This is a genomic window from Helicobacter pylori SA221C (assembly GCF_000476855.1).
GTDB classification, from domain to species: Bacteria; Campylobacterota; Campylobacteria; order Campylobacterales; family Helicobacteraceae; genus Helicobacter; species Helicobacter pylori_DK.
Map to the genome: position 1 here is coordinate 1 of NZ_CBPT010000016.1, position 25,163 is coordinate 25,163.

Annotated in this window: 16 protein-coding genes, 2 tRNA genes and 4 pseudogenes; 9 read left to right on the forward strand and 13 right to left on the reverse strand. The window is 40.3% G+C overall.

Going from position 1 to position 25,163, the window contains the following annotated elements; all coding sequences use genetic code 11:
- The 3 genes from QU01_RS06840 to QU01_RS06850 all read right to left on the reverse strand — a co-directional run.
- The coding region (locus tag QU01_RS06840; protein ID WP_033763077.1) for a SabA family sialic acid-binding adhesin at window positions 1-1,375 on the reverse strand (1,375 nt) is incomplete at its 3' end.
- 188 nt (window positions 1,376-1,563) lie between these two features.
- Window positions 1,564-1,640, reverse strand: a tRNA-Met gene (locus tag QU01_RS06845).
- 23 nt (window positions 1,641-1,663) lie between these two features.
- Window positions 1,664-1,738 (reverse strand) — tRNA-Gln (locus QU01_RS06850).
- Window positions 1,739-1,808: 70 nt separating this feature from the next.
- Between QU01_RS06850 and QU01_RS06855 the strand changes: the two are divergent.
- A pseudogene (locus tag QU01_RS06855) lies at window positions 1,809-2,331 on the forward strand (hypothetical protein).
- Here the strand turns inward: QU01_RS06855 and hypD are convergent.
- The 7 genes and pseudogenes from hypD to pta form a co-directional block, all read right to left on the reverse strand.
- Window positions 2,282-3,394, reverse strand: coding sequence for a hydrogenase formation protein HypD (gene hypD, locus QU01_RS06860; protein ID WP_033763080.1), 1,113 nt, complete (start codon window positions 3,392-3,394; stop codon window positions 2,282-2,284). The pseudogene QU01_RS06855 and the gene hypD sit on opposite strands and share 50 nt — an antisense overlap.
- Window positions 3,395-3,415: 21 nt before the next feature.
- Window positions 3,416-3,652: a HypC/HybG/HupF family hydrogenase formation chaperone gene (locus QU01_RS06865; protein ID WP_000335439.1), complete on the reverse strand. Its 237-nt coding sequence runs from the start codon at window positions 3,650-3,652 to the stop codon at window positions 3,416-3,418.
- On the reverse strand, window positions 3,652-4,380 hold the full coding sequence (hypB, locus tag QU01_RS06870) for a hydrogenase nickel incorporation protein HypB (RefSeq protein ID WP_033620152.1): 729 nt from the start codon (window positions 4,378-4,380) through the stop codon (window positions 3,652-3,654). The genes QU01_RS06865 and hypB overlap by 1 nt, the downstream gene beginning before the upstream one ends.
- Window positions 4,381-4,490: 110 nt before the next feature.
- The gene (locus QU01_RS08450) at window positions 4,491-4,613 is read right to left on the reverse strand and encodes a hypothetical protein (RefSeq protein WP_021435852.1); all 123 of its coding nucleotides are present in this window, start codon (window positions 4,611-4,613) and stop codon (window positions 4,491-4,493) included.
- Window positions 4,614-4,622: 9 nt separating this feature from the next.
- Window positions 4,623-4,922: a cupin domain-containing protein gene (locus tag QU01_RS06880; protein WP_033763082.1), complete on the reverse strand. Its 300-nt coding sequence runs from the start codon at window positions 4,920-4,922 to the stop codon at window positions 4,623-4,625.
- A gap of 97 nt (window positions 4,923-5,019) precedes the next feature.
- Window positions 5,020-6,220: pseudogene (locus QU01_RS06885) on the reverse strand (acetate kinase).
- A 17-nt stretch (window positions 6,221-6,237) separates the two neighbouring features.
- The gene (gene pta, locus QU01_RS06890) at window positions 6,238-7,794 is read right to left on the reverse strand and encodes a phosphate acetyltransferase (protein ID WP_033763119.1); all 1,557 of its coding nucleotides are present in this window, start codon (window positions 7,792-7,794) and stop codon (window positions 6,238-6,240) included.
- A 248-nt stretch (window positions 7,795-8,042) separates the two neighbouring features.
- Between pta and fliK the strand changes: the two genes are divergently transcribed.
- The 8 genes from fliK (at window position 8,043) to alpB (ending at window position 20,065) form a co-directional block, all read left to right on the forward strand.
- Window positions 8,043-9,611: a flagellar hook-length control protein FliK gene (gene fliK, locus QU01_RS06895; RefSeq protein WP_033763084.1), complete on the forward strand. Its 1,569-nt coding sequence runs from the start codon at window positions 8,043-8,045 to the stop codon at window positions 9,609-9,611.
- Window positions 9,612-9,661: 50 nt separating this feature from the next.
- Window positions 9,662-10,681, forward strand: coding sequence for a flagellar hook assembly protein FlgD (flgD, locus tag QU01_RS06900; protein ID WP_033763086.1), 1,020 nt, complete (start codon window positions 9,662-9,664; stop codon window positions 10,679-10,681).
- Window positions 10,678-12,495, forward strand: coding sequence for a flagellar hook protein FlgE (locus QU01_RS06905; RefSeq protein ID WP_033596255.1), 1,818 nt, complete (start codon window positions 10,678-10,680; stop codon window positions 12,493-12,495). Before flgD ends, QU01_RS06905 begins: the two co-directional genes overlap by 4 nt.
- A gap of 51 nt (window positions 12,496-12,546) precedes the next feature.
- On the forward strand, window positions 12,547-13,170 hold the full coding sequence (locus QU01_RS06910) for a hypothetical protein (protein ID WP_033763088.1): 624 nt from the start codon (window positions 12,547-12,549) through the stop codon (window positions 13,168-13,170).
- Window positions 13,151-14,311, forward strand: a complete 1,161-nt coding sequence (locus QU01_RS06915; RefSeq protein ID WP_033763561.1) for an Eco57I restriction-modification methylase domain-containing protein — start codon at window positions 13,151-13,153, stop codon at window positions 14,309-14,311. Before QU01_RS06910 ends, QU01_RS06915 begins: the two co-directional genes overlap by 20 nt.
- The gene (locus QU01_RS06920) at window positions 14,305-16,332 is read left to right on the forward strand and encodes an ATP-dependent helicase (RefSeq protein WP_033763090.1); all 2,028 of its coding nucleotides are present in this window, start codon (window positions 14,305-14,307) and stop codon (window positions 16,330-16,332) included. Before QU01_RS06915 ends, QU01_RS06920 begins: the two co-directional genes overlap by 7 nt.
- Before the next feature lie 574 nt (window positions 16,333-16,906).
- A complete protein-coding gene (alpA, locus tag QU01_RS06930; RefSeq protein ID WP_033763093.1) occupies window positions 16,907-18,457 on the forward strand; it encodes a Hop family adhesin AlpA in 1,551 nt (516 codons plus the stop codon).
- A 21-nt stretch (window positions 18,458-18,478) separates the two neighbouring features.
- Window positions 18,479-20,065 carry a Hop family adhesin AlpB gene (alpB, locus tag QU01_RS06935; RefSeq protein ID WP_033763096.1) on the forward strand — a complete coding sequence of 529 codons (1,587 nt, stop codon included), beginning with the start codon at window positions 18,479-18,481 and terminating at the stop codon, window positions 20,063-20,065.
- Between the two features lie 475 nt (window positions 20,066-20,540).
- Here the strand turns inward: alpB and QU01_RS08515 are convergent.
- The 3 genes and pseudogenes from QU01_RS08515 to QU01_RS06950 form a co-directional block, all read right to left on the reverse strand.
- A pseudogene (locus tag QU01_RS08515) lies at window positions 20,541-20,688 on the reverse strand (SsrA-binding protein).
- Between the two features lie 157 nt (window positions 20,689-20,845).
- On the reverse strand, window positions 20,846-22,390 hold the full coding sequence (gene hofG, locus QU01_RS06940; protein ID WP_033763121.1) for an outer membrane beta-barrel protein HofG: 1,545 nt from the start codon (window positions 22,388-22,390) through the stop codon (window positions 20,846-20,848).
- Window positions 22,391-22,717: 327 nt separating this feature from the next.
- Window positions 22,718-25,151: pseudogene (locus QU01_RS06950) on the reverse strand (TonB-dependent receptor domain-containing protein).
- Between the last annotated feature and the right edge of the window lie 12 nt (window positions 25,152-25,163).

The following is a 25,163-nucleotide window of genomic DNA, read 5'->3' on the forward strand; positions in this document are numbered from 1 at the left end:
TATTCCCTAATTCATTGTATCTGGATTTGAAATTCACTAGAGTGTCAGCGATGTTTTCGGCTTGCTGTATCTGCTGTGCTTCAGTGCCAAAGTGAGCGATGCTGTTTTTTAGATTCGTTATGGTTTGCCCCACATAGGCGCAACCGGCTCCCCAAGTGTTAGGAGTTACCTGACCTGGATTGGTGCCCCTACGCTCACCCTCTTGCACTTCATAACACACCCCTAAAGAGTCTGATACAAAGTTTTTAGGGATTTTTTCAAAGTTTTTCACCACTTGTTCGGCTTGGTTTAAAATCTCTGCTTGGGCTTGAGCGTTTTTGAGCATGCTTTGTGCAAAGCTAGCGTCTGTGTAAGGGTTGAATGGTTTTCCAGTGTCCAGGTTGTTTTGATTTTGCGTGTTTTCACTAACGATTTGGCTTTGCACGACAGCTTCTTGCGCGTTAGCGATCATGCCTTGGATCGCGCTGATTTCATTCTTAAACATCCCGCACATTGTCCCATTACCGCTTATCCCTTGCCAATAACCGCTACCACCATTCTGAAAGTTTGGGCATGCCTCATTTAGGGTAGTGATAATGATGCTCGCTTGTTTTAAAAGCTCTTGAGCGTTATTTTCTGTGTTGATATTTTCTGTTGTTGGTGTTGATGTTCCTCCATTCCACGAGGTTGAAATAGCTCTCCCATGGCTCCATCGGTATATTAATGGTTTATTTGGTTCGCCCCCCGTTCTTTTGTCTCCTTTGATAGTGAAATCAAGTTTTGTAGTGGTGTTGCTTAAAACGGGGACCCCATCTCCATTATTAGAACCATTGGCTGTCAAAGCCTTTTGAATGATTTGATAGGCTTGATTGATTTTCGCATAATTTTCAGTGGATATAGGCCCACCATGTCCTGGCTCATAATACGAATTGCAAGTGATGGTCGTCGTATCTTGTCCTGGCACATTATTAAAAGTTTGGATACCCCCATTCGCGCTCTCGTTACTGCCAGGACCACAAGCAGTAAAAGCGTAGCTTGTAACTTGCCACAACCCCACTGCAGCATTCAGTGCTAAAAGCACGGCTTGATAGGCTGGGGAGTTGGTTTTGACATCAAGCAAATTCCTAGAGCTTGAGCCTAGATTATCCCTTGCGTCGTTAATCGCGCTCGGATCAGCGGATAATTTGATAAGGGTGTTTAGAGTGCTGTAATTATTCAAAAGATTGTTCAGCTTTTCATAATTCTCTGAAAGCTGTTGGATGCCTTTGGTGTTTGTTACCATTTGAGCGGCTTCACCGATTTGATAGCCTACGCTTGTGTAAAAGCCGTCGTCTTCAGCGCTCAATGCGGAAACTAAAAGCGAGCCTAAAGTCAATGAAAGGATGTGTTTTTTCATGTTTTTTCTCCTTTTTAGATTAAATTGGATTTTAATATTAGGGATTTTATACATTGGAATGCATTTGCATTAGAATGCATTTGGAGTATTATAGCATAAAGCGTTTTTTTTTTTTGTCATTTTCTTAAAAATTTTGTCATTTTTTTGTTTTTGATGCTTTTTGTTTCGTTTGGTGTGATTTGAAAGATTGGTTGCGGAGAATGGATTTGAACCACTGACCTTTGGGTTATGAGCCCAACGAGCTACCGGACTGCTCTACTCCGCGATACGCTAATAAAGGAAAAAAAATGGCTGGGGTGCAAGGATTCGAACCTCGGAATGCCAGGACCAAAACCTGGTGCCTTACCGCTTGGCGACACCCCAACAACAAAATAAAAGAAACATTATACAAAAGCTTTTTAAAAAAGTCAAGCTAAAACGCTATAATTCCATCATGGAAAACGGATTTGACCCCCTCATTTATAAACGCTATCTCAAAAAGAAAGAAACCTTTTTGCTGTTTAAAAAAAATCGCTCAAGCCTCTGCGCTTAAAAATTTAAAACTCCAACTCAAGCGAAGAGAAGCGATTAAGCACTATGTTTCTCAAGCTTTAGGGGATTTGAAGTCTGGGTTTAGATACGCTAAAATAGAAAATCAAATCCTAAAAATCTATTTCACGCACCCTAGTTATTTGAAAGCCTTTAAAATGGAAGAAGGCTATTACACCAACCACCTGAAAGCCCATTTTAAAGAAACGCAAAAAATCCTAAAAGCTTTGAATTACCCTTTTGATTTTAAGATAATCCAAGCGAGCGTTAAAAAAAGGGCTTATCAAAAACCGGTTATAAAAAAAGAAAAACCCCCTAAAAGTGTGGATGTCAATTGCGAAGGTTTGAGCGATTTCACTAAAAAGCAATTTCTCAAGCTCAAACACGCTTGTAACGATAATACGCCGCACACGCCCCCTCAGAGCTGACCATGCAACTGCCGATCGGATTTTGTGGGGTGCAAGTTGTAGCAAATAGCGAGCAATCTAGGGGTTTGGCGTTGCCTTTTAAGATCTCTGCGCATTTGCATGCTTTGTTTTCTTTTGTGATTTTGTGGCTCAAGTGTTCTTTAAAGACTTTTTCAGCGTCATAAGAGGCAAACTCTTCTTTAAGTTTGAGAGCAGAGTTTTTGATATTCCCCAACCCCCTCCATTCAAAATTTTCTCTTATTTCCATGCATGCATCCACTAGCCCTTGCGCTTTTGTATTCCCCCAATAGCTCACCGCTCTTTTATATTGGATTTCTAGCTTATATTCTTTGTTTAGGGCTTGTTTTAATAGCATTAACACGCTTTCTAATATATCCACCGGCTCAAAACCGCTCACAATGATGGGGAGTTTAAAACGCTCCACTAAAGGGGCGTAGATTGAAGCGCCGCTGATCACGCTCACATGGCTAGGGGCTAAAAGGGCGTTGATCCGGCATGCTGGATCTTCTAAAATCGCGCTCACGCTTGGAGGCACTAAAATGTGGTTGATGTGGAAAAAAAGATTTTTTAATTTTTCTTTTTTTGCATTCAATAAAACGCTCGCCGTCATGGGCGTGGTGGTTTCAAAACCGATCGCAAAATAAATGACTTTTTTATGCGGATTTTCTTTAGCGACTTCTAAAGCTTGCATGGGCGAATACAAAAAGCGTGCATCTAGCCCCTTTTCTCTCGCTTGTATCAAACTCCCATAGCTCCCAGGGACTTTCATCATATCCCCTAAACTTAAAATCACGCTATCTTTCATGCTAGCTAGCTCATAAGCTTCATCAAGGCGCGCTCTTGGCATCACGCACACCGGGCAGCCTGGCCCATGCACAAACTCTAAATTTTTAGGCATCAAATCCAAAAGCCCGTATTTCATGATGGAATGCGTATGCCCTCCGCACACTTCCATGATGACTAATTTTTTTGTGAGTTTGGAGGCGAGTTTTTTGATTGCATCAGAGAGCGCTAAAATGGTTTGCTTGTCTCTAAAAGGCGAAATGAGATGATCAACGCTCATTATAATTATTCATGCACTTCGTTATTCATGCGTTTCGTTCATTTTGGCGATCATTTCTTGATAGAGTTCAATGGATTCTAGGGCTTCTTTTTCATCAATCTTACTCATCACATAGCCGATGTGCAACAGCACATAATCGCCCACTTTAACAGACTCGCCCATTAAATCCAAGCTCGCTTCTCTTTGAACGCCTAAAGTTTCTAAAAGAGCCACATTGTCCTTAATGGCTATGACTTTAGAAGGGATCGCTAAACACATTAAAACGAATGCGTGGATTGGTAATTTTCACGCTTTTTTTCTAAAAGAAAATTTTTAAAATCTTCCAAACTTTTAGGGTCTTTGGAGCTCATTAAAAAAATGGGGGCTTCAGGCTTTAATTTTTGCATGTCTTCTTTGACTTGAGAAACCCTAAAATTAAACACTTCAATCATGTCCGCTTTGCTGATAATGACTGCATCTGCACACATAAACATCGTAGGGTATTTTAGCACCTTATCATCGCCCTCTGGAACGGAAAGTAAAACGATATTCATCGCCGCCCCTAAATTATAGCTTGAAGGGCAAACCAAATTCCCTACATTTTCAATGATTAAAAAATCGCTTTTTTCTAACGCTCCCTCATTTTTGAGCAAATCAAACGCCCCTTCAATCATGCTCGCTTCCAAATGGCACGCTTCACCGGTGGTGATTTGGTGCGCGCTCACGCCTTTTTTACGCAATCTGTCCGCATCTCTATTGGTTTGCAAATCGCCCTCTACCACGCAAAACTTGAAGTCTTTAAAATCCGCTAGATTTTCTAGCATCGTGGTTTTACCGCTGCCAGGAGAGCTCATGAAATTCAACACATACAGCCCTTCTTCTAAATAGCGTTCTTTCATTTCAGCGGCTTTAATGTCGTTTTTACTCAAAATCTTTTCCACGATTTTGACATCTTTTTTACTCAAATTAGGGTTATTTTGTAACGATTCTTTTCGTTGCTCGCTCATGTTTGTTCCTTTTTTTAAAATTTTCGTATTGTAGCGTGCTTAATTAAACGGCTATTATTTAACAACTTTTTTATCCTCTTAAGCTAATTTTTTAGAAAAATCCGCTTATTTTAGCCTTTTTCGTTGCTATCATCTTTATCTTTTAAGACTAATTTAATGATCCTCCATATAATGATTAATAAAATGATGGTTAAAAGCAAATACCAAACATTCATGAAAACAACTTTCATCATTTCATTTCCTTATTTTTTACTTAAAGACAATCTTATAACGCTATTTTCTAAAGCGTCCAAACGATGCAAAACTTGAGCTTCTAAGCTGATTAACGCTCCCTTAGGCATTTCTATTTTTTCATTTTCTGCTTCAAAAATGATTTTGCCCTCTAAAACCTGCACGCTAATAGCCCCTGGGGCTTTGTGTTTGTCCATGATCGCTCCTTTGGGCATGCAAATGCGGATTTCCTTATTGGAAGAATTTTCACTCAACGCTTCAATATGAAGTTTCTCAAAACAAACGCCCTCTAAAAAATGAACCACTTCCATCAAAAACTCCTAGTGTGATATTTTCTTAATTTAGAACTTAATTTAAGAAAGCTAATTTTTTACCCAAAAATTTCTTATAGATTTCTTAAATAATTCTTTATTCTGTTTTTTCCAAAACCTTTTTGGTTTGCAAAGCGATTTCTAGCTCTTCATCAGTAGGGATTCGTAAAATTTGGACTTTAGTATTAGGCTGGCTTAAATTCACTAGCCCATTACCCGGATTGTCGTTCGTGGGCTTGTGTAAAGCGATCCCTAAATTTTCCAACCGCTCGCACACGCTCTCTCTTAAAGCGGGGTAATTTTCCCCCATCCCTCCGGTAAAGATGATCGCATCCACCCTCCCTAAAGCCACCATGTAAGCCCCAATGTGCTTTTTAATGCGATAAGCACACATTTCAAAAGCGAGTTTGGCTTGTTTATCGCCTTTTTCCTTTCTGGCTTCTATGTTTCTCATTATCCCCACAAACGCCTTTCAAACCGCTTTCATGGTTTAGGATTTTCATCACTTCTTCTAAGCTCTTATTAGCGCATTGCGCAATATATTCCACCACAGTGGGGTCAATATCCCCACACCTTGTGCCCATAATCAAGCCCTCTAGTGGGGTTAACCCCATAGAAGTGTCCACGCTTTTACCCTTTTTAATGGCTGCTGCACTTGAGCCGTTCCCTAAATGCAAACTGATAGCGTTAAACTTCTCATAAGGGATATTTAAAAATTTCGCCGCCTCTTTAGCGACATAATGGTGCGAAGTCCCATGGAAACCATAACGCCGGATCTGATACTTTTCATACAATTCATAAGGTAAAGCATACATGTAAGCGTAATTAGGCATAGTGGCATGGAATGCGGTGTCAAAAACGGCGATTTGAGGGATATGGGGGTGCGCTTTTTGGACAAATTCAATACCGGCCAAATTCGCCGGGTTGTGCAAGGGGGCTAAAATAGAAAGCTTACCGATTTCTTGCATGACTAATTCATTCACTAAGACCGGGGCATGGAATTTATCCCCCCCTTGAACCACACGATGCCCTATAGCGTCAATTTGGTTAAAATCTTTGATGATCCCCATTTTCGTTAAATTCTCACGAATCATTAAAAGCCCGCTCGCATGATCTTTAATCACAAGCTTTTCTTTAAGCTCTTGATCGTTATGGTGCAAATGCGATTTGATTTTCAATTGCCCTATTTCTTCGCCAATTTTTTCGGCTAAACCGCTCGCTAAGGGCTTGTTTTCTTTCATGTCAAACAATTTAAACTTAATAGACGAACTGCCCAGATTCAAAACTAAAATTTCCATCAATTTCTCCTAATCCATTAATCTTGCGCTTGAATGGCGCTAATCAAAACAGTGTTAACAATATCTTCCACTAAAGCGCCCCTACTCAAATCGTTAATGGGCTTGTTCAAGCCTTGCAAAATAGGCCCTATCGCCACGGCTTTAGCGCTTCGTTGCACCGCTTTGTAAGCGATGTTCCCGGCGTTTAAATCTGGGAAAATAAAAACGCTAGCTTGCCCGGCCACTTGGCTGTTTGGCATTTTTTTCTTCGCTACGCCTTTGTCTATAGAGGCATCAAATTGTAAAGGACCATCCATTTCTAATTGGGGATCGATACGATGCGCGATTTTTAAAGCTTCGTTGATTTTGTCTATCATTTCGCCTTGAGCGGAATTGCCTGTCGCATAAGAAAGCATCGCCACTTTAGGCGTGATATTAAATTGCTTGGCGGTTTGTGCAGAAGTTGTCGCGATTTCAGCTAATTCCTTAGGGCTAGGGTTAGGGATAATCGCGCAATCCCCAAAGACTAGCACTTGAGTGTCCAAACACATTAAAAACACGCTTGAAACCAAGCTCACGCCAGGCTTAGTTTTAATGATTTGCAAAGCGGGTCTAATGGTGTCAGCCGTGGTGTGATTCACCCCAGAAACCATGGCATGCGCGTATCCTAAATGCACGAGCATGGTCGCAAAATAAGTCTTATCCAACACTAATTGTTGGGCCTCTTGCTGATTCAAGCCTTTTGATTTTCTCAATTCATACAAATGATTAGCAAATTCTTCTTTATAGCTAGAAGTGTTTGGGTCTATGATTTCAATGTTTTCTAAATTCAAGTTGAGATTTTTCGCTTGAGAGTGGATCGTTTTTTCATCGCCTAATAAGATCAATCCCACCGCGCCCATAGCGTTCAAACGATGCGCGGCTTTCAAAATCCTTTCATCTTCGCTCTCGGGTAAAACCACTTTTTTAATCTGCTTTTTAGCCTTTTTTTCCAAACTCCTTTGAAAGGCTAAAGGGGTAATAATCTCGCTTTTTGTTTGCAACACGCTTTCAATCACGCTCGCTTCTAATTCGCATTGTTGCTTGCAAAGAGACGCGCTTAAAAAATGTGGTTTTTCAAGCGTTTCGCCCGCAAATAGCCCTACAGCGAAAGGAGCTTCTTTTTTAAGAATATGAGAGTGCATGGCTTTCAAATGATCCAAACTCGTTTGCGCGACGGCCACCACAGGAGCGTTTAAATGCTTGGCTAAAATGGTGTTTAAATCTAAAAGAGCGTTTAAGAAAAACTTCGGCGCATACCCTAAATTAATGACAAAATCATGCGTGGATTGTAATTCATCATAGCGTTTGAGAATCGTTTCAAATAGTAACTCTTCTTGAGCGGTGCTTACAAGCTCTAAAGCCTTTTGTTTGTCTATGGCGCTATGAACCTCTAAAGAGCTTAGACCCTCGCACTCCCCAAAGCCCTCACACCCCCCATTAATGGGTGAAAACAAGGCGATTTTTTGATAACGAGGCTTCAATGCTTTTAAAAGGCTCTTACAAGCAACCCCTAAAACTTCCATATTCTCTGGATAAATCCATAAACCTTGCACGCCAATCTCCCTAAAATTATCGTTTTTATTTAATTGTAGCAAATTTTAATTAAACCTAAACGAAACCATAGTTTTAAAAACCTCTGTTCTCATTAAGCGCGAATAACGACAACTTTTATTTTTAAAAAATGGGGTTTTTCGTTTTAAAAAACACCTTTAGCATTTTTAGATTTGATCACGCGTCTTAAGGAACTCTTTTTGCTTGACTCCCACCATGTAAAATAAAAGAGTTGTTTTAAAGGATAGTCATGCCATCTCCTATTAATCCCATTCACACCAACGCAAGTGCCAACGCAAGCACTTTGAATAGCGGAGCGAAAAACGAAGTTAAAGACACCAAAAACGCCCCTAAAAGCGCATCAAAGGATTTCAGTAAGATCTTAAACCAAAAGATCTCTAAAGACAAAACCGCCTCTAAAGAAAATCCTAACGCTTTAAAAGCCACGCCCCAAGACGCTAAAGAGGACGCTAAAACGCTTGAAAAAACCCCTACCCTACAGCCCCAACACGCTCAAGATTTCGCTAAAGACCAACAAGCCCCTACCCTAAAAGATTGGCTCAACCGCCCAAAAACCCACCCAACAGCCCCACATGAGACTCAACATGAAACCCATGAGGCTAATGAAACTAACCCCAAAACCCCTAACGAAACTTTAAACAAAAATGGAAAAAAGCCTAACGAAGTTACTTCTAACACTCATCAAGCCAACTTAACCAATAAAAACCCCATAACTCCCAATCACGCTAATAACGCTATCAAAAACCCCACAGCCCCTACTGACACTAAAAAAGATCCAAAAACCCTTAAAGACATCCAAACGCTCAGCCAAAAACATGACTTAAACGCTAGCAACATTCAAGCGGCCACAACTCCAGAAAATAAAACCCCCTTAAATGCAAGCGATCAGCTTGCTTTGAAAACAACGCAAACGCCCACTAACCACACCCTTGCAAAGAACGACGCTAAAAACACCGCCAACCTTTCTAGCGTTTTGCAATCCTTAGAAAAAAAAGAACCGCAAAATAAAGAACACGCAAACCCCCCAAATAATGAAAAAAAAACGCCCCCTTTAAAGGAAGCTTTACCAATGAACGCCATTAAAAGAGATAAAACGCTTTCTAAAAAAAAGCCAGAAAAAACCCAAACTAAAACCCAAACTACAGCCCCAAGCGCGACGCCAGAAAATGCCCCTAAAATCCCCCTTAAAACGCCCCCTTTAATGCCTTTAATAGGAGCTAACCCTCCCCCTAACGATAATATTCCAACGCCCCTAGAAAAAGAAGAAACAACTAAAGAAGCAAGCGATAATAAAGAAAAAACTAAAGAAACTAATAACAGCGCTCAAAACGCGCAAAACGCCCAAGCTAGCGATAAGACAAACGAGAATAAAAGCATCGCCCCTAAAGAGACGATCAAGCATTTCACCCAACAATTAAAGCAAGAAATCCAAGAATACAAACCCCCCATGAGTAGGATCTCTATGGATTTATTCCCTAAGGAATTGGGCAAGGTTGAAGTGATTATTCAAAAAGTGGGTAAAAACCTTAAAGTGAGCGTGATTTCTCATAACAACAGCTTGCAAACCTTTTTGGATAACCAACAAGATCTCAAAAACAGCCTGAACGCTTTAGGTTTTGAAGGGGTGGATTTGAGCTTTTCGCAAGATTCTTCTAAAGAGCAACTAAGAGAGCAACTAAGAGAGCTATTCAAAGAGCAGGAATCAACCCCCCTAAAAGAAAACGCCCTAAAAAGCTACCAAGAGAATACGGACCATGAAAACAAAGAAACGAGCATGCAAATCACTCTTTATGCGTGATTTTAAGCAAGTTTGCTCTATAATAAGATATCTTTAATAAGGAAGAGATCATGGCCATTGATTTAGCAGAAGTTACAGGAGCCAAAGCCGCGCAAGAAAGGAAAAAAGAGCAGCCACAAATCGCTAACGGGTTGGATAAAGACGCTTTCATGAAACTCTTTTTAGAGCAATTGAAGAATCAAGACCCCACCGCTCCTATGGAAACGGATAAAATCATCACCCAAACCGCGCAACTCACGCAAGTGGAAATGCAAGAAGAAAACAAAAAAACCATGCAAGAAGTCGCTAGCGCGATGAAATCCAATAAAGAAACTAACGAATCTTTAAAAGACTTTCAAGGTGCTTTAAAAGACACCATGGAAAACCTGAATAAGGGCATGGACGATAGCTTAAAAGCTAATAACGCTTTAAGGGAAGTAACAGCCCTCAATTCTGTGAGCATGATAGGCAAGATCGCTGAAACCGATGTGAGCGGGGCGAATTTTGATGGCAATAACAAGCTTTCTTTCTCGCTCTTTTTTGATGAAAAAATTGACGCTTCTAAAGGAGTGCCAGCGATTCAAATCCTAAACGAAAACAATGAATTAGTCAAAACGATTCCTTTAAAAGATTATAACGGGCAAAAGGGGTATATTAATTTTGAATGGGACGGCACAAACGAAAAGGGCGAAAAAGTCCCTAAAGGCAATTACAAGATCAAGGCTGAATACAATCTAGACTCTCACAGCAAGCAGTATTTGCAAACGCGTATTGGTAGGGGCGAAGTGGAGAGCGTGATTTTTGATAAAGGCAAACCCATGTTAAGAATGGGCGAAATGATTTTACCCATAGACAGCGCGATAGAGTTTTACAAACCGGATCAAAAACCGCTAGATCAAAAACTCTCTGATCAGAAGCCTCAAAAACTCTCTGATCAAAAAGCCCTTGAACAGAAAATCTCTGAACAAAAACCGCTTGATCAAAAACTCTCTGATCAAAAAGCCCTTGAACAGAAAATCTCTGAACAAAAACCGCTTGATCAAAAGCCCCTTGATCAAAAACCCCAAACCCCCCCTAAAGAGACAGCATGAACGACACCTTATTAAACGCTTATAGCGGGATCAAAACCCACCAGTTTGGCATTGACAGCCTTTCAAACAATATCGCCAATGTCAATACTTTAGGCTATCGCTCCAATGATCCGGAGTTTAAGACCCTGTTTTCTTCGCATTTAGACGCTTTGAACGCCAAATCCGTTGTGGCTAACGACCGAAATTACGGCGTTACAGGCTCAGGCAATGTCCTTTCTAATAAGGACGGCGAATACATGCCAAGTGAGGGGGAATTCCACATGGCGTATCAAGGCAAGGGCTGGTTTGTGATAGGGCCCAATAAAAATGGGGAAATGACCATCAATAAAGACGGCTTTAGCAAAAAACAGGATAATTTCTTAACGCGCGCCGGCAATTTCGCACGAGACGCCGATGGCTATTTAGTAACCCCTGAGGGCTATTATGTCTATGGTATTGATTTGAAAAAAATCAAAGACGGCACGCTCAATTCCACCGCTAGAGATGAAGACATTGAAAAATTGCATGGCAACACCCTTTCGCCCTTACAAATCCCCCAGGATTTGACTTACCAGCCGGTGCTTAGCACGAAAGTGAATATCAGCGTGAATCTAAACCCTAAAGACCATTTAAAGGGCGTGCAAGATTTTTTCTTAAACGACAAGGGCGAAATCATTAAAGAGCGTTTTTTAAACCAGGATATTAACGCCTTAGCGAATGACGATAACGAGCCCATAGATGCGATCACTAATCGTAAATTAAACATCAGTATCCAAAAAGAAAATGGCAAAAAAGAAGATTTTGTTTTCACTTATGGGGACGCTGAAAAAGGCGAAAACCAATTCAAAACCTTAGGCGATTTGCAAAAACTCCTTAAAGAAAAAACCGGGCTAGACCTAAACCTCATCAAAAGCGAAAAAGACGCCAAAAGCCCCCCCCTTTTATTAGAGATCGCTAATCCTAGCGAAACGCCCATCACTTTCAGTTTGAGTGGGGGCATTGCGGATAAATTGGGCTTGAACGCGAACGGAATGGAATTGAAAAAGGGCATTAGCAGGGATTCAGTGGCGATTAAAATCCCTTATTACAGCACAGAAGTGGATATTTATGATAAAGCCGGGGATAAATACTTGCTCCAAAGCGAATATTACATGACTAATTCCAACGATCCCACATCAAGCCCCACGAGTAAAAGGAAAAACCAAACTTGGGAAGTGAAAAGCTACATCGTCGATCCCAAAAACAAAACCCCTATCAATGATCCTACTTGGGAAATTGTCGGCTTTGATTCAGCCACGCATAAAATGAAATCCGCCCCCATGACTTTGGATTTTAAGGGTAATAAGCTCACCTACTCTTTGGATAAGAGCGAAAACCATGATTCTAGCGATTTGTCTTACCAAGATTCTAAACTCTTAGAAGCGAGTCAAGACGGCAAGCCTAGGGGCATTTTTAGAGACATGCGCATTGAAGAAAATGGCGTGATTTCTCTAGCTTTTAGTAATGGGGTGGTAGAGCCGGTCGCTCGCATCGGTATTTTGGCTTTCACTAACGATCAAGGCCTAAGGAAAATCGGCGGTAACCTCTATGAAATGCAAGAAGGCACCATTAATGGCGAAAACAGACCCCTAAGCGGTAACCCCATTTTAGGGTGGGACGAAGAGGGCAAGCTCAAATTTGGGAAAATCAGGCACAAATATTTAGAAACGAGCAACGTGAATGCCGGGAACGCCCTAACCAATCTCATTTTAATGCAAAGAGGCTATTCCATGAACGCTAGAGCCTTTGGCGCGGGCGATGACATGATTAAAGAAGCCATTAGCTTGAAAAAATAAAAGGCTGAAATAAGGAGTGTGGTAAAATATCCTTTTCAATAAGGATATTTAATGATACCCACACAGCTTAATGAAATTGCAGAATTTTTAAAAACAAACCCTTATCATTTGTCTCAACCCTTACAAGATGGGCGATTAAATTCATCGGTCAATGAAGAAGAAATTTTAAACACCATTAAGGATTATTTTCCTATCCAACTACCAAAAGCCAGAGAGTGGTGGGATTTTAGTTTTGAAGAAAACGATATTTTTTATCCTGTCAATATTAAAATCACCACCACAAAAACCGCTGACAATCTTAATTGTAAATTAGGGATTTATTATGCGTTGTGTGGCTTATTGCCGGCGTTCAATAATGAAATTGCATGGGAAAAATACTTTCAAAAACTTCATAAAGACTTGGGCAAAAACACCGATAGAGACTATTATTTTTTGATTATCAACAAAAACGATCCTAAAGATATTTTTATCAATTCTTTAAAGGGTATTCAAACCCTCCAACCCAATGGTAATAACTTGCCTTTTCAATGCAAGTGGGATAACAACAGAGAAATCGTTCAAAGAAACTTTACAGAAAGTAAAAACTTTATCTTAAGCGCTTTAGCTAAAAGTGTAACTCTAAGGGCTAATATTTATTTAGCGTTCAAAGAAGTTTTTGGAGAATTTTTTGAATAATTTAGACATTAAAACCTTAGGGCAGGTTTTCACCCCTAAAAAGATAGTGGATTTCATGCTCACTCTCAAACACAATCAAGGGAGTGTTTTAGAGCCAAGTGCAGGCGATGGGAGTTTTTTAAAGCGCTTAAAAAAGGCTGTAGGGATTGAAATCGATCCTAAAATCTGCCCTAAAAATGCCCTTTGCATGGACTTTTTTGACTACCCTTTAGAAAATCAATTTGACACCATTATTGGCAACCCGCCCTATGTCAAGCACAAGGATATTGCGCCAAACACTAAAGAAAAACTCAATTACAGCCTTTTTGATGAAAGGAGTAATCTATACTTGTTTTTCATAGAAAAAGCGATCAAGCATTTAAAACCTAAAGGCGAATTGATTTTCATCACCCCAAGGGATTTTTTAAAATCCACTTCTAGCGTGAAATTAAACGAATGGATTTACAAAGAAGGCACGATAACGCATTTTTTTGAATTAGGCGATCAAAAGGTTTTCCCAAACGCCATGCCTAATTGCGTGATTTTTCGTTTTTGTAAGGGCGATTTCAGTAGAATCGCCAACGATGGTTTGCAATTTTTGTGCAAAAAAGGCATTTTATATTTTCTCAACCAATCTTACACGCAAAAATTAAGCGAGGTTTTTCAGGTTAAAGTGGGGGCAGTGAGTGGGTGCGATAAGATTTTTAAAAATGAAAAATACGGGAATTTAGAATTTGTCACCTCAATCACAAAAAGAACCCATGTTTTAGAGAAAATGGTTTTTGTCAATAAGCCTAATGATTATTTACTCCAGCATAAAGACAGCTTAATGCAAAGAAAGATTAAAAAATTCAATGAAACCAATTGGTACAAATGGGGGAGAATGCACCACATATCCCCTAAAAAACGCATTTATGTCAACACCAAAACGCGCCAAAAAAACCCCTTTTTTATCCACCAATGCCCTAATTATGACGGCTCTATTTTAGCGCTATTCCCTTATAACCAAAACCTAGATTTACAAAACCTCTGCGACAAACTCAACGCTATCAACTGGCAAGAATTAGGCTTTGTGTGTGGTGGGCGTTTTTTGTTTTCGCAGCGCTCTTTAGAAAACGCTCTTTTGCCTAAAGACTTTTTAAATGAGGGTAAAACTTGTTAGAAACTTTGCAATTAAACCCTGAGCAAAAAAAAGCGGCTTCAGCTTTGAAAGGGTATAATTTAGTGATTGCAAGCGCTGGCACAGGAAAGACTTCTACGATTGTGGGGCGCATTTTATACCTGCTTGATAACGGCATCAAGCCTGAAGAAATCTTGCTTTTGACTTTCACCAATAAAGCGAGTAATGAAATGATTGCCAGGGTGGCTAAATATTTTAAATCAAGCTCCAAAATTGAAGCGGGCACTTTCCATGCGGTGGCGTATCGCTATTTAAAAGAGCATTACCCTAATTTAAGCCTAAAGCAACCTAAAGAATTGAGAAAACTTTTAGAAAGCATTGTGGACACTAAAAACGCCATAGATGACGATAAAAAGCCCTACACTTCACAGCATCTCTACGCCCTCTATTCTCTTTATACCAACGCTCTAAAACAAGAAGATTTTAGCGCATGGCTTTCTCATAAAAACCCTGAACACATGCCATACGCCGCCTTTTATGAAAACATTTTAGAAGAGTTTGAAAACACCAAAAAAAAGCATAATTATATTGACTATAACGACTTATTACTGCTGTTTAAAAAAGCGATGCTAGAAAGATCTAGCCCTTATAAAGAAGTGCTTTGCGATGAGTTTCAAGACACTAACCCCTTACAAGAATCCATTTTAGACGCTATCAACCCTCCCAGTTTGTTTTGCGTGGGCGATTACGATCAGAGCATTTACGCTTTTAATGGGGCGGATATTTCTATCATTTCTAATTTCACTCAAAAATACAAAAACGCCCGGGTTTTCACGCTCACTAAAAACTACCGCTCTTCTAAAGAGATTTTAGATCTCGCTAATCAAGTGATACAGCGCAACGAGCGCATTTACCCTAAAAATTTAGAAGTAGTGAAATCAGGGCATTTCAATAAACCCACGCTTTTAAATTACAACGACAATATCGCGCAATGCCAAGACATCGCTAAACGCATTGTCATGCGAAAGGATTTTAAAGAAGTGGCAGTGATTTTTAGGAATAACGCGAGCGCGGATCAATTAGAAGCCGCTTTAAGATCTTACAATGTGCCAAGCAAAAGAAAAGGGAGCGCGAGCTTTTTTGAATCCAAAGAAGTGGCGTTAGCGTTAGATATTTGCGCGCTCATCTTTAACCCTAAAGACATTATGGCAGCCATTCATGTTTTAAGCTATATCAGCGATATTGGCTCTAACACCGCTAAAGACATTCATGAGGCCTTGATGCTTTTAGGCAATGGCGATCTCAAATCGGCTTTAATTCAGCCTAATAAAGAAGCCAAAATTTACACGAAGAAAAAAGAAATCACCTCTATGGGGCTTTTTGAAGAAATTTTTGCCCTAGAAAACAGCTCAAGGTTTAATAGCGTGATAGATAAAGCGTTTCATTCGCACCCAGTGTTGATGCATTCTAAAATCTCACTCAATGGGGCTAAAACGCTCAGCGATTTTTTCACTCTTTATACCAAAGCCCCTACCCATTCCCCTAGCGCTTTAATCAAACACATTATAGAAAGCGCGTTTTTTCAAACCTTTAAAACACGCCTTTTAAAAGAGCGATCCAAAAATAAGGACGGCTCTTATAACGAGTTTAAAAAACTCCAAGCGCAAAAACGCTTCAATGAAAAAATGGACTTGCTGAGCTCTTTGGCGAAAAATTACCAAAATTTAGGGCGTTTTTTAAACGGCACTTTAATAGGTTCTAGTGAAGCCACGCAAGGTGAGGGCGTGAATCTATTAAGCGTGCATGCTTCTAAAGGCTTAGAATTTAAAGACGTTTATATTATAGATTTAATGGAGGGCCGTTTCCCTAACCACAAGCTCATGAATACCGGTGGGGGCATTGAAGAAGAGCGGCGGCTTTTTTATGTCGCTATCACAAGGGCTAAGGAAAATTTATGGCTTTCTTATGCAAAAAACGAATTGAGGGAAAACGCCAAACCTAAAGAGCATAAGCCTTCGGTGTTTTTGTATGAAGCGGGGCTTTTGAAACCTGATTCAAAATAAAATTGGTTTTTGTATTGTTTGTTTAATGAGTATTATAATGGGATTTTTATGAGATGTAAGAAAAATACAAAAAAACGCTAGTAAGATTTTAACTCTAGCTTGCACTAGAGCCAAAATTTTAGTATAGTGGCGTTGCGATGGTCATTAAAACTATGATTACTAATAATCTCATAGTCGGTTATCTCCTTTTGGGGTAACCACCCACTATTAGACCCTAACATGCTCCAAATTTTCACAACAAAAGAGAAACCTAAAATGACTATTTGCGTTGGCGTGATTTTACATTAAAAAACCAAAGAATACCAAAAAGCGTTTGTAAAACCCCAAAAATTAAGGCTAATCCCCCCATGAAATCCCATTTTTTTTTTTGTAAAAAACGTTCCAATTGCTGTAACTTTATTTCCTTTATAAGGGGGTTTTAAGGGGATTTTTAAGGTTAGTTTAATTTTCATTATGTGAAAATATCACAATTACATCTAACAATTTGTATTACTAAACATTATTTACAAGCTCTGATGTAACTAAATCCCAAATTTAAACTCAATCAAGGAGCATCCCATTGATAAGGAAAATTATGATAAAAAAGAATAGAACGCTGTTTCTTAGTCTAGCCCTTTGCGCTAGCATAAGTTATGCCGAAGATGATGGAGGGTTTTTCACCGTCGGTTATCAACTTGGGCAAGTCATGCAAGATGTCCAAAACCCAGGCGGCGCTAAAAGCGACGAACTCGCCAGAGAGCTTAACGCTGATGTAACGAACAACATTTTAAACAACAACACCGGAGGCAATGTCGCAGGGGCGTTGAGTAACGCTTTCTCCCAATACCTTTATTCGCTTTTAGGGGCGTATCCCACGAAACTCAATAGTAACGATGTGTCTGCGAACGCTCTTTTAAGTGGTGCGGTAAGCTCTGGGACTTGCGCGGCTGCAGGGACGGCTGGTGGCACATCTCTTAACACTCAAAGCGCTTGCACCGCTGCGGGCTATTACTGGCTCCCTAGCTTGACTGATAGGATTTTAAGCACGATCGGCAGCCAGACTAACTACGGCACGAACACCAATTTCCCCAACATGCAACAACAGCTCACCTACTTGAATGCGGGGAATGTGTTTTTTAATGCGATGAATAAGGCTTTAGAGGCTAAGAATGGAACTGGTAGTAATACTAATGGTGCGACTGGTTCAGATAGTCAAACTTACTCTCAACAAGCCATTCAATACCTTCAAGGCCAACAAAATATTCTCAATAACGCAGCGAACTTGCTCAAGCAAGATGAATTGCTCTTAGAAGCTTTCAACTCCGCTGTAGCTGCTAACATTGGGAATAAAGAATTCAATTCAGCCGCTTTTACAGGTTTGGTGCAAGGCATTATTGATCAATCTCAATTGGTTTATAACGAGCTCACTAAAAACACCATTAGCGGGAGCGCGGTTAATAGCGCTGGGATAAACTCCAACCAAGCTAACGCTGTGCAAGGGCGCGCTAGTCAGCTCCCTAACGCTCTTTATAACGCGCAAGTAACTTTGGATAAAATCAATGCGCTCAATAATCAAGTGAGAAGCATGCCTTACTTGCCCCAATTCAGAGCCGGGAACAGCCGTGCAACGAACATTTTAAATGGGTTTTACACCAAAATAGGCTATAAGCAATTCTTCGGGAAGAAAAGGAATATCGGTTTGCGCTATTATGGTTTCTTTTCTTATAACGGAGCGAGCGTGGGCTTTAGATCCACTCAAAATAATGTAGGGTTATACACTTATGGGGTGGGGACTGATGTGTTGTATAATATCTTTAGCCGCTCCTATCAAAACCGCTCTGTGGATATGGGCTTTTTTAGCGGTATCCAATTGGCCGGTGAGACTTTCCAATCCACGCTCAGAGATGATCCCAATGTGAAATTGCATGGGAAAATCAATAACACGCACTTCCAGTTTCTCTTTGACTTCGGTATGAGGATGAACTTCGGTAAGTTGGACGGGAAATCCAACCGCCACAACCAGCACACGGTGGAATTTGGCGTAGTGGTGCCTACGATTTATAACACTTATTACAAATCCGTAGGGACTACCGTGAAGTATTTCCGTCCTTATAGCGTTTATTGGTCTTATGGGTATTCATTCTAAGAAAGGGGGGAAGAGACAAACATGAAACAAAATTTAAAGCCATTCAAAATGATTAAGGAAAATTTAATGACACAATCTCAAAAAGTAAGATTCTTAGCCCCTTTAAGCCTAGCGTTAAGCTTGAGCTTCAATCCAGTGGGCGCTGAAGAAGATGGGGGCTTTATGACCTTTGGGTATGAATTAGGTCAGGTGGTCCAACAAGTGAAAAACCCGGGTAAAATCAAGGCCGAAGAATTAGCAGGCTTGTTAAACTCTAATACGACAAACAACACCAATATCAATATTGCAGGCACAGGAGGCAATGTCGCTGGGACTTTGGGCAATCTCTTTATGAACCAATTAGGCAATTTGATTGATTTGTATCCTACTTTGAACACTAGCAATATCCATCAATGTGGTGCTACTAATAGTGGTAGTGGTGGTGCGACCGCAGCCGCTGCTACTAGCAATAGTCCTTGTTTCCAAGGTAACCTGGCTCTTTATAACGAAATGATTGGCTCTATCAAAACTTTGAGTCAAAACATCAGCAAGAATATCTTTCAAGGCAACAACAACACCACGAGCCAGAACCTCTCCAACCAGCTCAGTGAGCTTAACACCGTTAGCGTTTATTTGACTTACATGAACTCGTTCTTAAACGCCAATAACCAAGCGGGTGGGATTTTTCAAAATAACACTAATCAAGCTTACGGGAATGGTGTTACCGCTCAACAAATCGCTTATATCCTAAAGCAAGCTTCAATCACTATGGGGCCAAGCGGTGATAGCGGGGCTGCCGCAGCGTTTTTGGATGCCGCTTTAGCACAACATGTTTTCAACTCCGCTAACGCTGGGAACGATTTGAGCGCTAAGGAATTCACTAGCTTGGTGCAAAATATCGTCAATAATTCTCAAAACGCTTTAACGCTAGCCAACAACGCTAACATCAGCAATTCAACAGGCTATCAAGTGAGCTATGGTGGGAATATTGATCAAGCGCGCTCTACCCAACTATTAAACAACACCACAAACACTTTGGCTAAAGTTAGCGCTTTGAATAACGAGCTTAAAGCTAACCCATGGCTTGGGAATTTCGCTGCCGGTAACAGCTCTCAAGTGAATGCGTTTAACGGGTTTATCACTAAAATCGGTTATAAGCAATTCTTTGGAGAAAACAAGAATGTGGGCTTACGCTACTACGGCTTCTTCAGCTATAATGGCGCGGGCGTGGGTAATGGCCCTACTTACAATCAAGTCAATTTGCTCACTTATGGGGTGGGGACTGATGTGCTTTACAATGTGTTTAGCCGCTCTTTTGGCAGCCGAAGTCTTAATGCGGGCTTCTTTGGGGGGATCCAACTCGCAGGGGATACTTACATCAGCACGCTAAGAAACAGCCCTCAGCTTGCGAGCAGACCTACAGCGACGAAATTCCAATTCTTGTTTGACTTGGGCTTACGCATGAACTTTGGTATCTTGAAAAAAGACTTGAAAAGCCATAACCAGCATTCTATAGAAATCGGTGTGCAAATCCCTACGATTTATAACACTTATTATAAAGCTGGCGGCGCTGAAGTGAAATACTTCCGCCCTTATAGCGTGTATTGGGTCTATGGCTACGCCTTCTAAAAAAGCTCAAGGCCTTTTTATAGGCTTTGATTAAACTCTCTAACCCCCCACTTTAAAAACAAACCCAAAAACCCTTATCCAATAATCAAATAATGGAATTGACCCCCTAAGAACGCTTGATTAAAAGCTAGCACTCACAAAAAGCTTAACGCTCTTATTGAGATTTTAAAACGCTTGATTAAAAACTTTTAAAAAGCTTTAGCACTTCAAAATTTTTATACTTAGAAAAACAACCCAAAATATTTATCAAATGTTGTCAAATATTGAGATTATCCCCCAAGAACGGCTTTAATGGTAAAGGTGATCAAACGCTAAAGGCGTTTAGGATTTCTGTGGTTTAAAAACTTTGTTTTGTGGTTCTAAATTTTATGGTAAAACTCGTTTTTTAAGGGGATAGGAAGTATTTTGAAACCCCCCCAAAACTAAACCCCCCTAACCCAAAAAAAACCGCTTTTAAAACCCCCAAGCAGAAATCCTAAACATCTTTAGTGTTTGGGGTGAATGCCACTAATTTGCAATATAACACCCCCATACATTTATCTAGCGCAGGAAGCGTGCAAAGTTATGCCTTTATAAGATATGATAGAGCGAATGCGTTGGAGATCAAGCTTTGTAAAATCCATTAGGGACACAGAACAAGAACCAAACTCTCCCCCAACACCAGCCTAGGAAGCCCAATCGCTTTAGCGTTTGGGCACTTCACAAAACTAGCTTTGCACAAAGTCTTTTATACTTTTTAAAAAATGCCTTGGAGTGTTTTTAACTTGCTGCGATTGGAAATCAAAACTTGAGCGTGAGATTGGTCATCATATAACTTCTGTCTTGGTAATTCGCGCTGAAATCGCCATCAGGATTATTAAACTTGGGCGCTCCAAAATACCCTGCTTGATAGCCTTTATTGATCCTTGCCCCATAATAAGTGATCCTAAAGTTAAGGAGAATGGATTCAGTGAATGCATAGCTCGCATTGAATTGCACGGAATATTCATTAGCCCTCCCCACTTGCCCTAACGCATTCTTATTCGCATGAGAGATACGCCCAAAAACATGCCATGCAAAACGCTTGTGGATCCCTCCAACAGAAGTGTAAAAAGTGAAAGTGTTCGCATTAGTGATCGCATCAGCCAGCCCATCATAAGCCGTATTATCCCAAAAATCATAGCCAATCATTCCGGCATGCCTGGTCGTTACTGAAATTTCATTACCGATATAGGAAGTGTTATTACCCCTTGGCATCGTGTGAGATCCTAAAAAAGCGTCTGAATTGCCAAAGGTGTTATAAAAGCCAATGGACCAGTTAAAATTATCCCACCAAAAAACCTGACGGATGTTTAAAGTAACGCCATTTCTCCCTAACAACGAGCCATGGGGCGTGCTGTCTTCTAAGCTATAAGTTTTTGTCTCTGGGTTATACCACCCTCTATAATATAAAGGGAAGGTCGTCATGATCATGCTTTGAGAGCGAAAGCCCACATTTTCAAAATTCCTATTCGTGTCATAAACCAGTTTAAAACCAGGAGCGTTATAAGTCTTAGGCGCAAAATAATAAAAAAATTGAGCGTCTAAACCTTTATAAGAATAAGTCGTGGTGATCCCATGCCAGCCGTAATTGATAAAATCATTGCTGTTACTAGGGTTGCCTCCCTTTTTCAAATAAGGCACGGTTGCAAAAAACTCATAAATCCAAGAGTTGAACGCTAAACCCCTACCCCAAGAACTCCACCACCAAAATCTTAACCTTTGCGTTTCAGTCTTATAGGGCTGATAATACACTTCCCACCCTTGATTCGAACCGCTCATAAAATCAATATTCGCTTCATAACGCCCCGCTTTAAACCCAAAAACATCTTTGTAATCGTATCGTAAAAAAGCGGTATCCACCACATAAGGCCTTGCATGATAGCTCGCTGATTGAGAAGTCCCCGCATAAGCAGGGCCAAGATATTTATTGAAAAAGTATCCATGATAGCCCCCAATGAAATTCTCTACAATTGAGCCAAAAATCTTCCCGTTAGCCTGGTTAATATCGTTCTTAGTCTTATCATAAGGAATGGCTGCAATCGCCCCACCCAAAGAGACAGAGAGCCTATGGTTTTCGGTGCCTTTAGGGAGTAAATTGACTTTGACTTGCGCTAAAGTTACAATATCTATAAAACTTTCAGTAGGATAAATCCCTTTTTTAGTATTGATTTGAGAATTGTTAAAACCAATCTTAGAAAAGTTCTCCACACGACCGCTAAACCGATAATCAAAAGCTTCTATAGGATATAATAAAAACGATAAAAGCGATAAAGAAGAAGTCAAAAAATACTTTTCTTGCCTCACTAAACTCTCCCTAATTTTAATTGTATGATCTTTTTTGTTGAGATTATAATTATAATCAAAAAAAAAAAAATGGCATGAAGTTAAAATATTAATTAAAATCCACAACCCTATTTTACAAAAAATAACCATTCATTGTCAATTGGTTTAAAATTAAAGGATTAAAATCATATATTTGTTACTTCTAAAGAATGCGTTATTTTTGATTGGACTCATTACCCATGAAATTCTCGCTTCTTTTAACCCTCTTTTTTTGTTTTTGCGCGGGCGTTTTTATTTCTTCACTTTTTTAACCGCTTGAAAGAAAATAGCCCCCCACGCGCTCAAATTTTAAAACTTATAAGAAATTTCAAATCTAGCGTTAAAGCCAGGCTCTGCCATACCCCTTGCGTATTTGTCTTGATTGGGTTCATCAGGGCTCATCACCGGGCTTGCTTGATCAATATATTGTTGGTTAAAAACATTGTTAAACACCGCGTTCAGGCTCAACCCTTTGAGTTTTTTATAAGTGGGCTTATAAGTGATAAAAAAACTGCTCACCCCATAACCCGGCTTATGCACATGAAAAATCCCGGGGGTTTTAGGGCAATTGCTAGGCCGTCTGTCAATATCCGTAGGGCCGTTACGATAAGGGCTATAAGAGCAATAATCTAGATCGGTAACAAAGCGTGAAAGCCAAGTGATGCTAAGGCCGGTGCGTGGGATTTTATAGCTTGCCGTTAAAATAAACACATTGCCGGTTGTAGCCGCCAATTCATACACATCAGCGATCAAACGCCCCTTTAAAGAAGGCCATGATCGCGCCACGCTCAAGCCTAAAGAAAAGCCCTTGTATTTAGCCGTCCCTGAAACTTCATAACCAGGCACATAAATAATATCTTGCGCGGGCAAGTTGGTTACAAAAAGCGTTGAAGAAAATTGATTGATGTAATTAGAAATCAATTGGACAAAACCGGCAGCCCTGAAATCAAAATACTCACTGCTGTATTCGGTGTTAAATTCCACATTTTGCCCAATTTCTGGCTTTAAATTGCGGTTGTAGCGCAAATTGTCTTGACGCATCCACACCAAACCTCCAGGCATAGGGCCTCTGGTTACATACGCATAAGAAAGCCTGAAATTCAAATTTTCTAAAGGCGAGACATTTAAAGCCGCGCTAGGGCTAAACCCTTGGGTTATGTGCAATTGCCAGTCTTTATCCACTAAAGTATAGACATCATAACGAGTCCCTGCCCCTAAAGTTAGGATGCAAGGTGTAATTCGCTTGCGCATACACCCCAACCACATTCGCCGTAGCACCATTTCGTTGGCAACGCCCGTTCATGTTGGGATCATTAGGGCCCATAACCCTTAAGCATGCGTCAGGGGCATCGCCCGGTTTGACTAATTCGCTATTAGGGATCGCTTTATCAAAAGTGGTTAAATTCTGGTAATTCAACCCGTATTCCAAAAGATTGTCATTCTTGTGGTCTATGGTGTGGATCACGTTCGCATTAAACCCGGAATTGATGATGAATAAATTTTTATTAGCCACCACAGAACCCCCTCCAAGGCTTTTAAAAGTGATAGAGCAAGTTTGTTTAAGAGCGTCATAAATACCCCCTTGCGCCACGCATTCATTTTCTTCGCTAAGTTTTGGGTTTGGGGTGAAAGGAATGATAGCCGCTATATCGCTAGGCCTAAAAAGCGGATCAATTTGGACATTCCTAATACTGGTATAACCATTGATTTTTAATTTAGGATCGCCAAAGCGACTCCCCTCTTCTCTTTCATAGTTCAAACTCACATTATGCACCAAATTGACGCTATAAGTTTTAAACAAACTAGCGTCATTTTCAAACAAACAATCGCTAGGGTTTTTCTCGTTAGGGAAAGCGTTAAAATCACCGCAAGAATAGGGTAAAAAAGTGCCTGTAAAATTCGCTCTTAAAGGGCGGTTAGCGTTATCTCTGGTCATGTTATAACTGAGCGTTAAGGTATCCCTTTCGCTCAAATAACCATTGATCTTAGCCATCACATTGTTTTGCTCGCTAGGACTTGCTGTAACTTTATTCTCCGCTTTAGGGTCAAAAAGATTTTTCATCGCATTATCCCCATCACGATAATAAAAAATATTTTGATGCGTGTAATACAAAAGCGCATCAAAATGATGGTTACGATAAGCGCCCATCACGGTTTCTCGATCCCCAAAGTTGGTCAAAAAAGTGGCAGCCCCACTTATAGCGTAGTCTTTACCTTTAGGGATAAAATCGCTAGCACTCTTAGTCTCCATTTTAATCGCGCCAATCAAAGCCATAGGCCCCGCGCTCGCTTGAGCCGCCCCCTTAGTAACCACCACGCTTTTGAGCATTCCAGGGTCAATGATCGTATTGCCTTGATGCCCATAGCTTGCGCCCATTTGCGCCGCGCCATCCACCGTAACCCTAGCCAATCTGTCTTCAATACCGCGCACATAAATTTTTTGCACTATCACCGCACCACCGCCCACATTGATATTGGGGTTTCTTCTAAACATGTCGCTGATTTGGTTGGCTTGCCTTCTTTCTAATTCCTTACTTGAAATGGTTGTCTGGTTGTTGTAATTAAAGATTTTAGCCGCTTGAGTGGTAACCTTACCCAGAGTGTGTTGGGCGTTCTTTTCTTTATCTTTTTTCTTTCTGTCTTTCTTCTTTTCTTCTTCTTCTTTAGCCTCTAATTCAAACATGCCTAATAAGGACAAAAAAATAGAAAAACTACAATACTTCCTAAAACGCTTGTCATTCATTCTTAAAATCCT

Excerpts from the sequence above, each read along its gene's own strand:
- QU01_RS06910 (WP_033763088.1), top strand. The coding sequence starts at position 12,547 with ATGATACCCACACAGCTTAATGAAATTGCAGAATTTTTAAAAACAAAC.
- QU01_RS06905 (WP_033596255.1), top strand. The coding sequence starts at position 10,678 with ATGAACGACACCTTATTAAACGCTTATAGCGGGATCAAAACCCACCAG.
- flgD (WP_033763086.1), top strand. The coding sequence starts at position 9,662 with ATGGCCATTGATTTAGCAGAAGTTACAGGAGCCAAAGCCGCGCAAGAA.
- hypD (WP_033763080.1), bottom strand. The coding sequence starts at position 3,394 with ATGAGCGTTGATCATCTCATTTCGCCTTTTAGAGACAAGCAAACCATT.
- QU01_RS06880 (WP_033763082.1), bottom strand. The coding sequence starts at position 4,922 with ATGGAAGTGGTTCATTTTTTAGAGGGCGTTTGTTTTGAGAAACTTCAT.
- QU01_RS06865 (WP_000335439.1), bottom strand. The coding sequence starts at position 3,652 with ATGTGTTTAGCGATCCCTTCTAAAGTCATAGCCATTAAGGACAATGTG.
- QU01_RS08450 (WP_021435852.1), bottom strand. The coding sequence starts at position 4,613 with ATGATGAAAGTTGTTTTCATGAATGTTTGGTATTTGCTTTTAACCATC.
- fliK (WP_033763084.1), top strand. The coding sequence starts at position 8,043 with ATGCCATCTCCTATTAATCCCATTCACACCAACGCAAGTGCCAACGCA.
- alpA (WP_033763093.1), top strand. The coding sequence starts at position 16,907 with ATGATAAAAAAGAATAGAACGCTGTTTCTTAGTCTAGCCCTTTGCGCT.
- hypB (WP_033620152.1), bottom strand. The coding sequence starts at position 4,380 with ATGAGCGAGCAACGAAAAGAATCGTTACAAAATAACCCTAATTTGAGT.
- alpB (WP_033763096.1), top strand. The coding sequence starts at position 18,479 with ATGAAACAAAATTTAAAGCCATTCAAAATGATTAAGGAAAATTTAATG.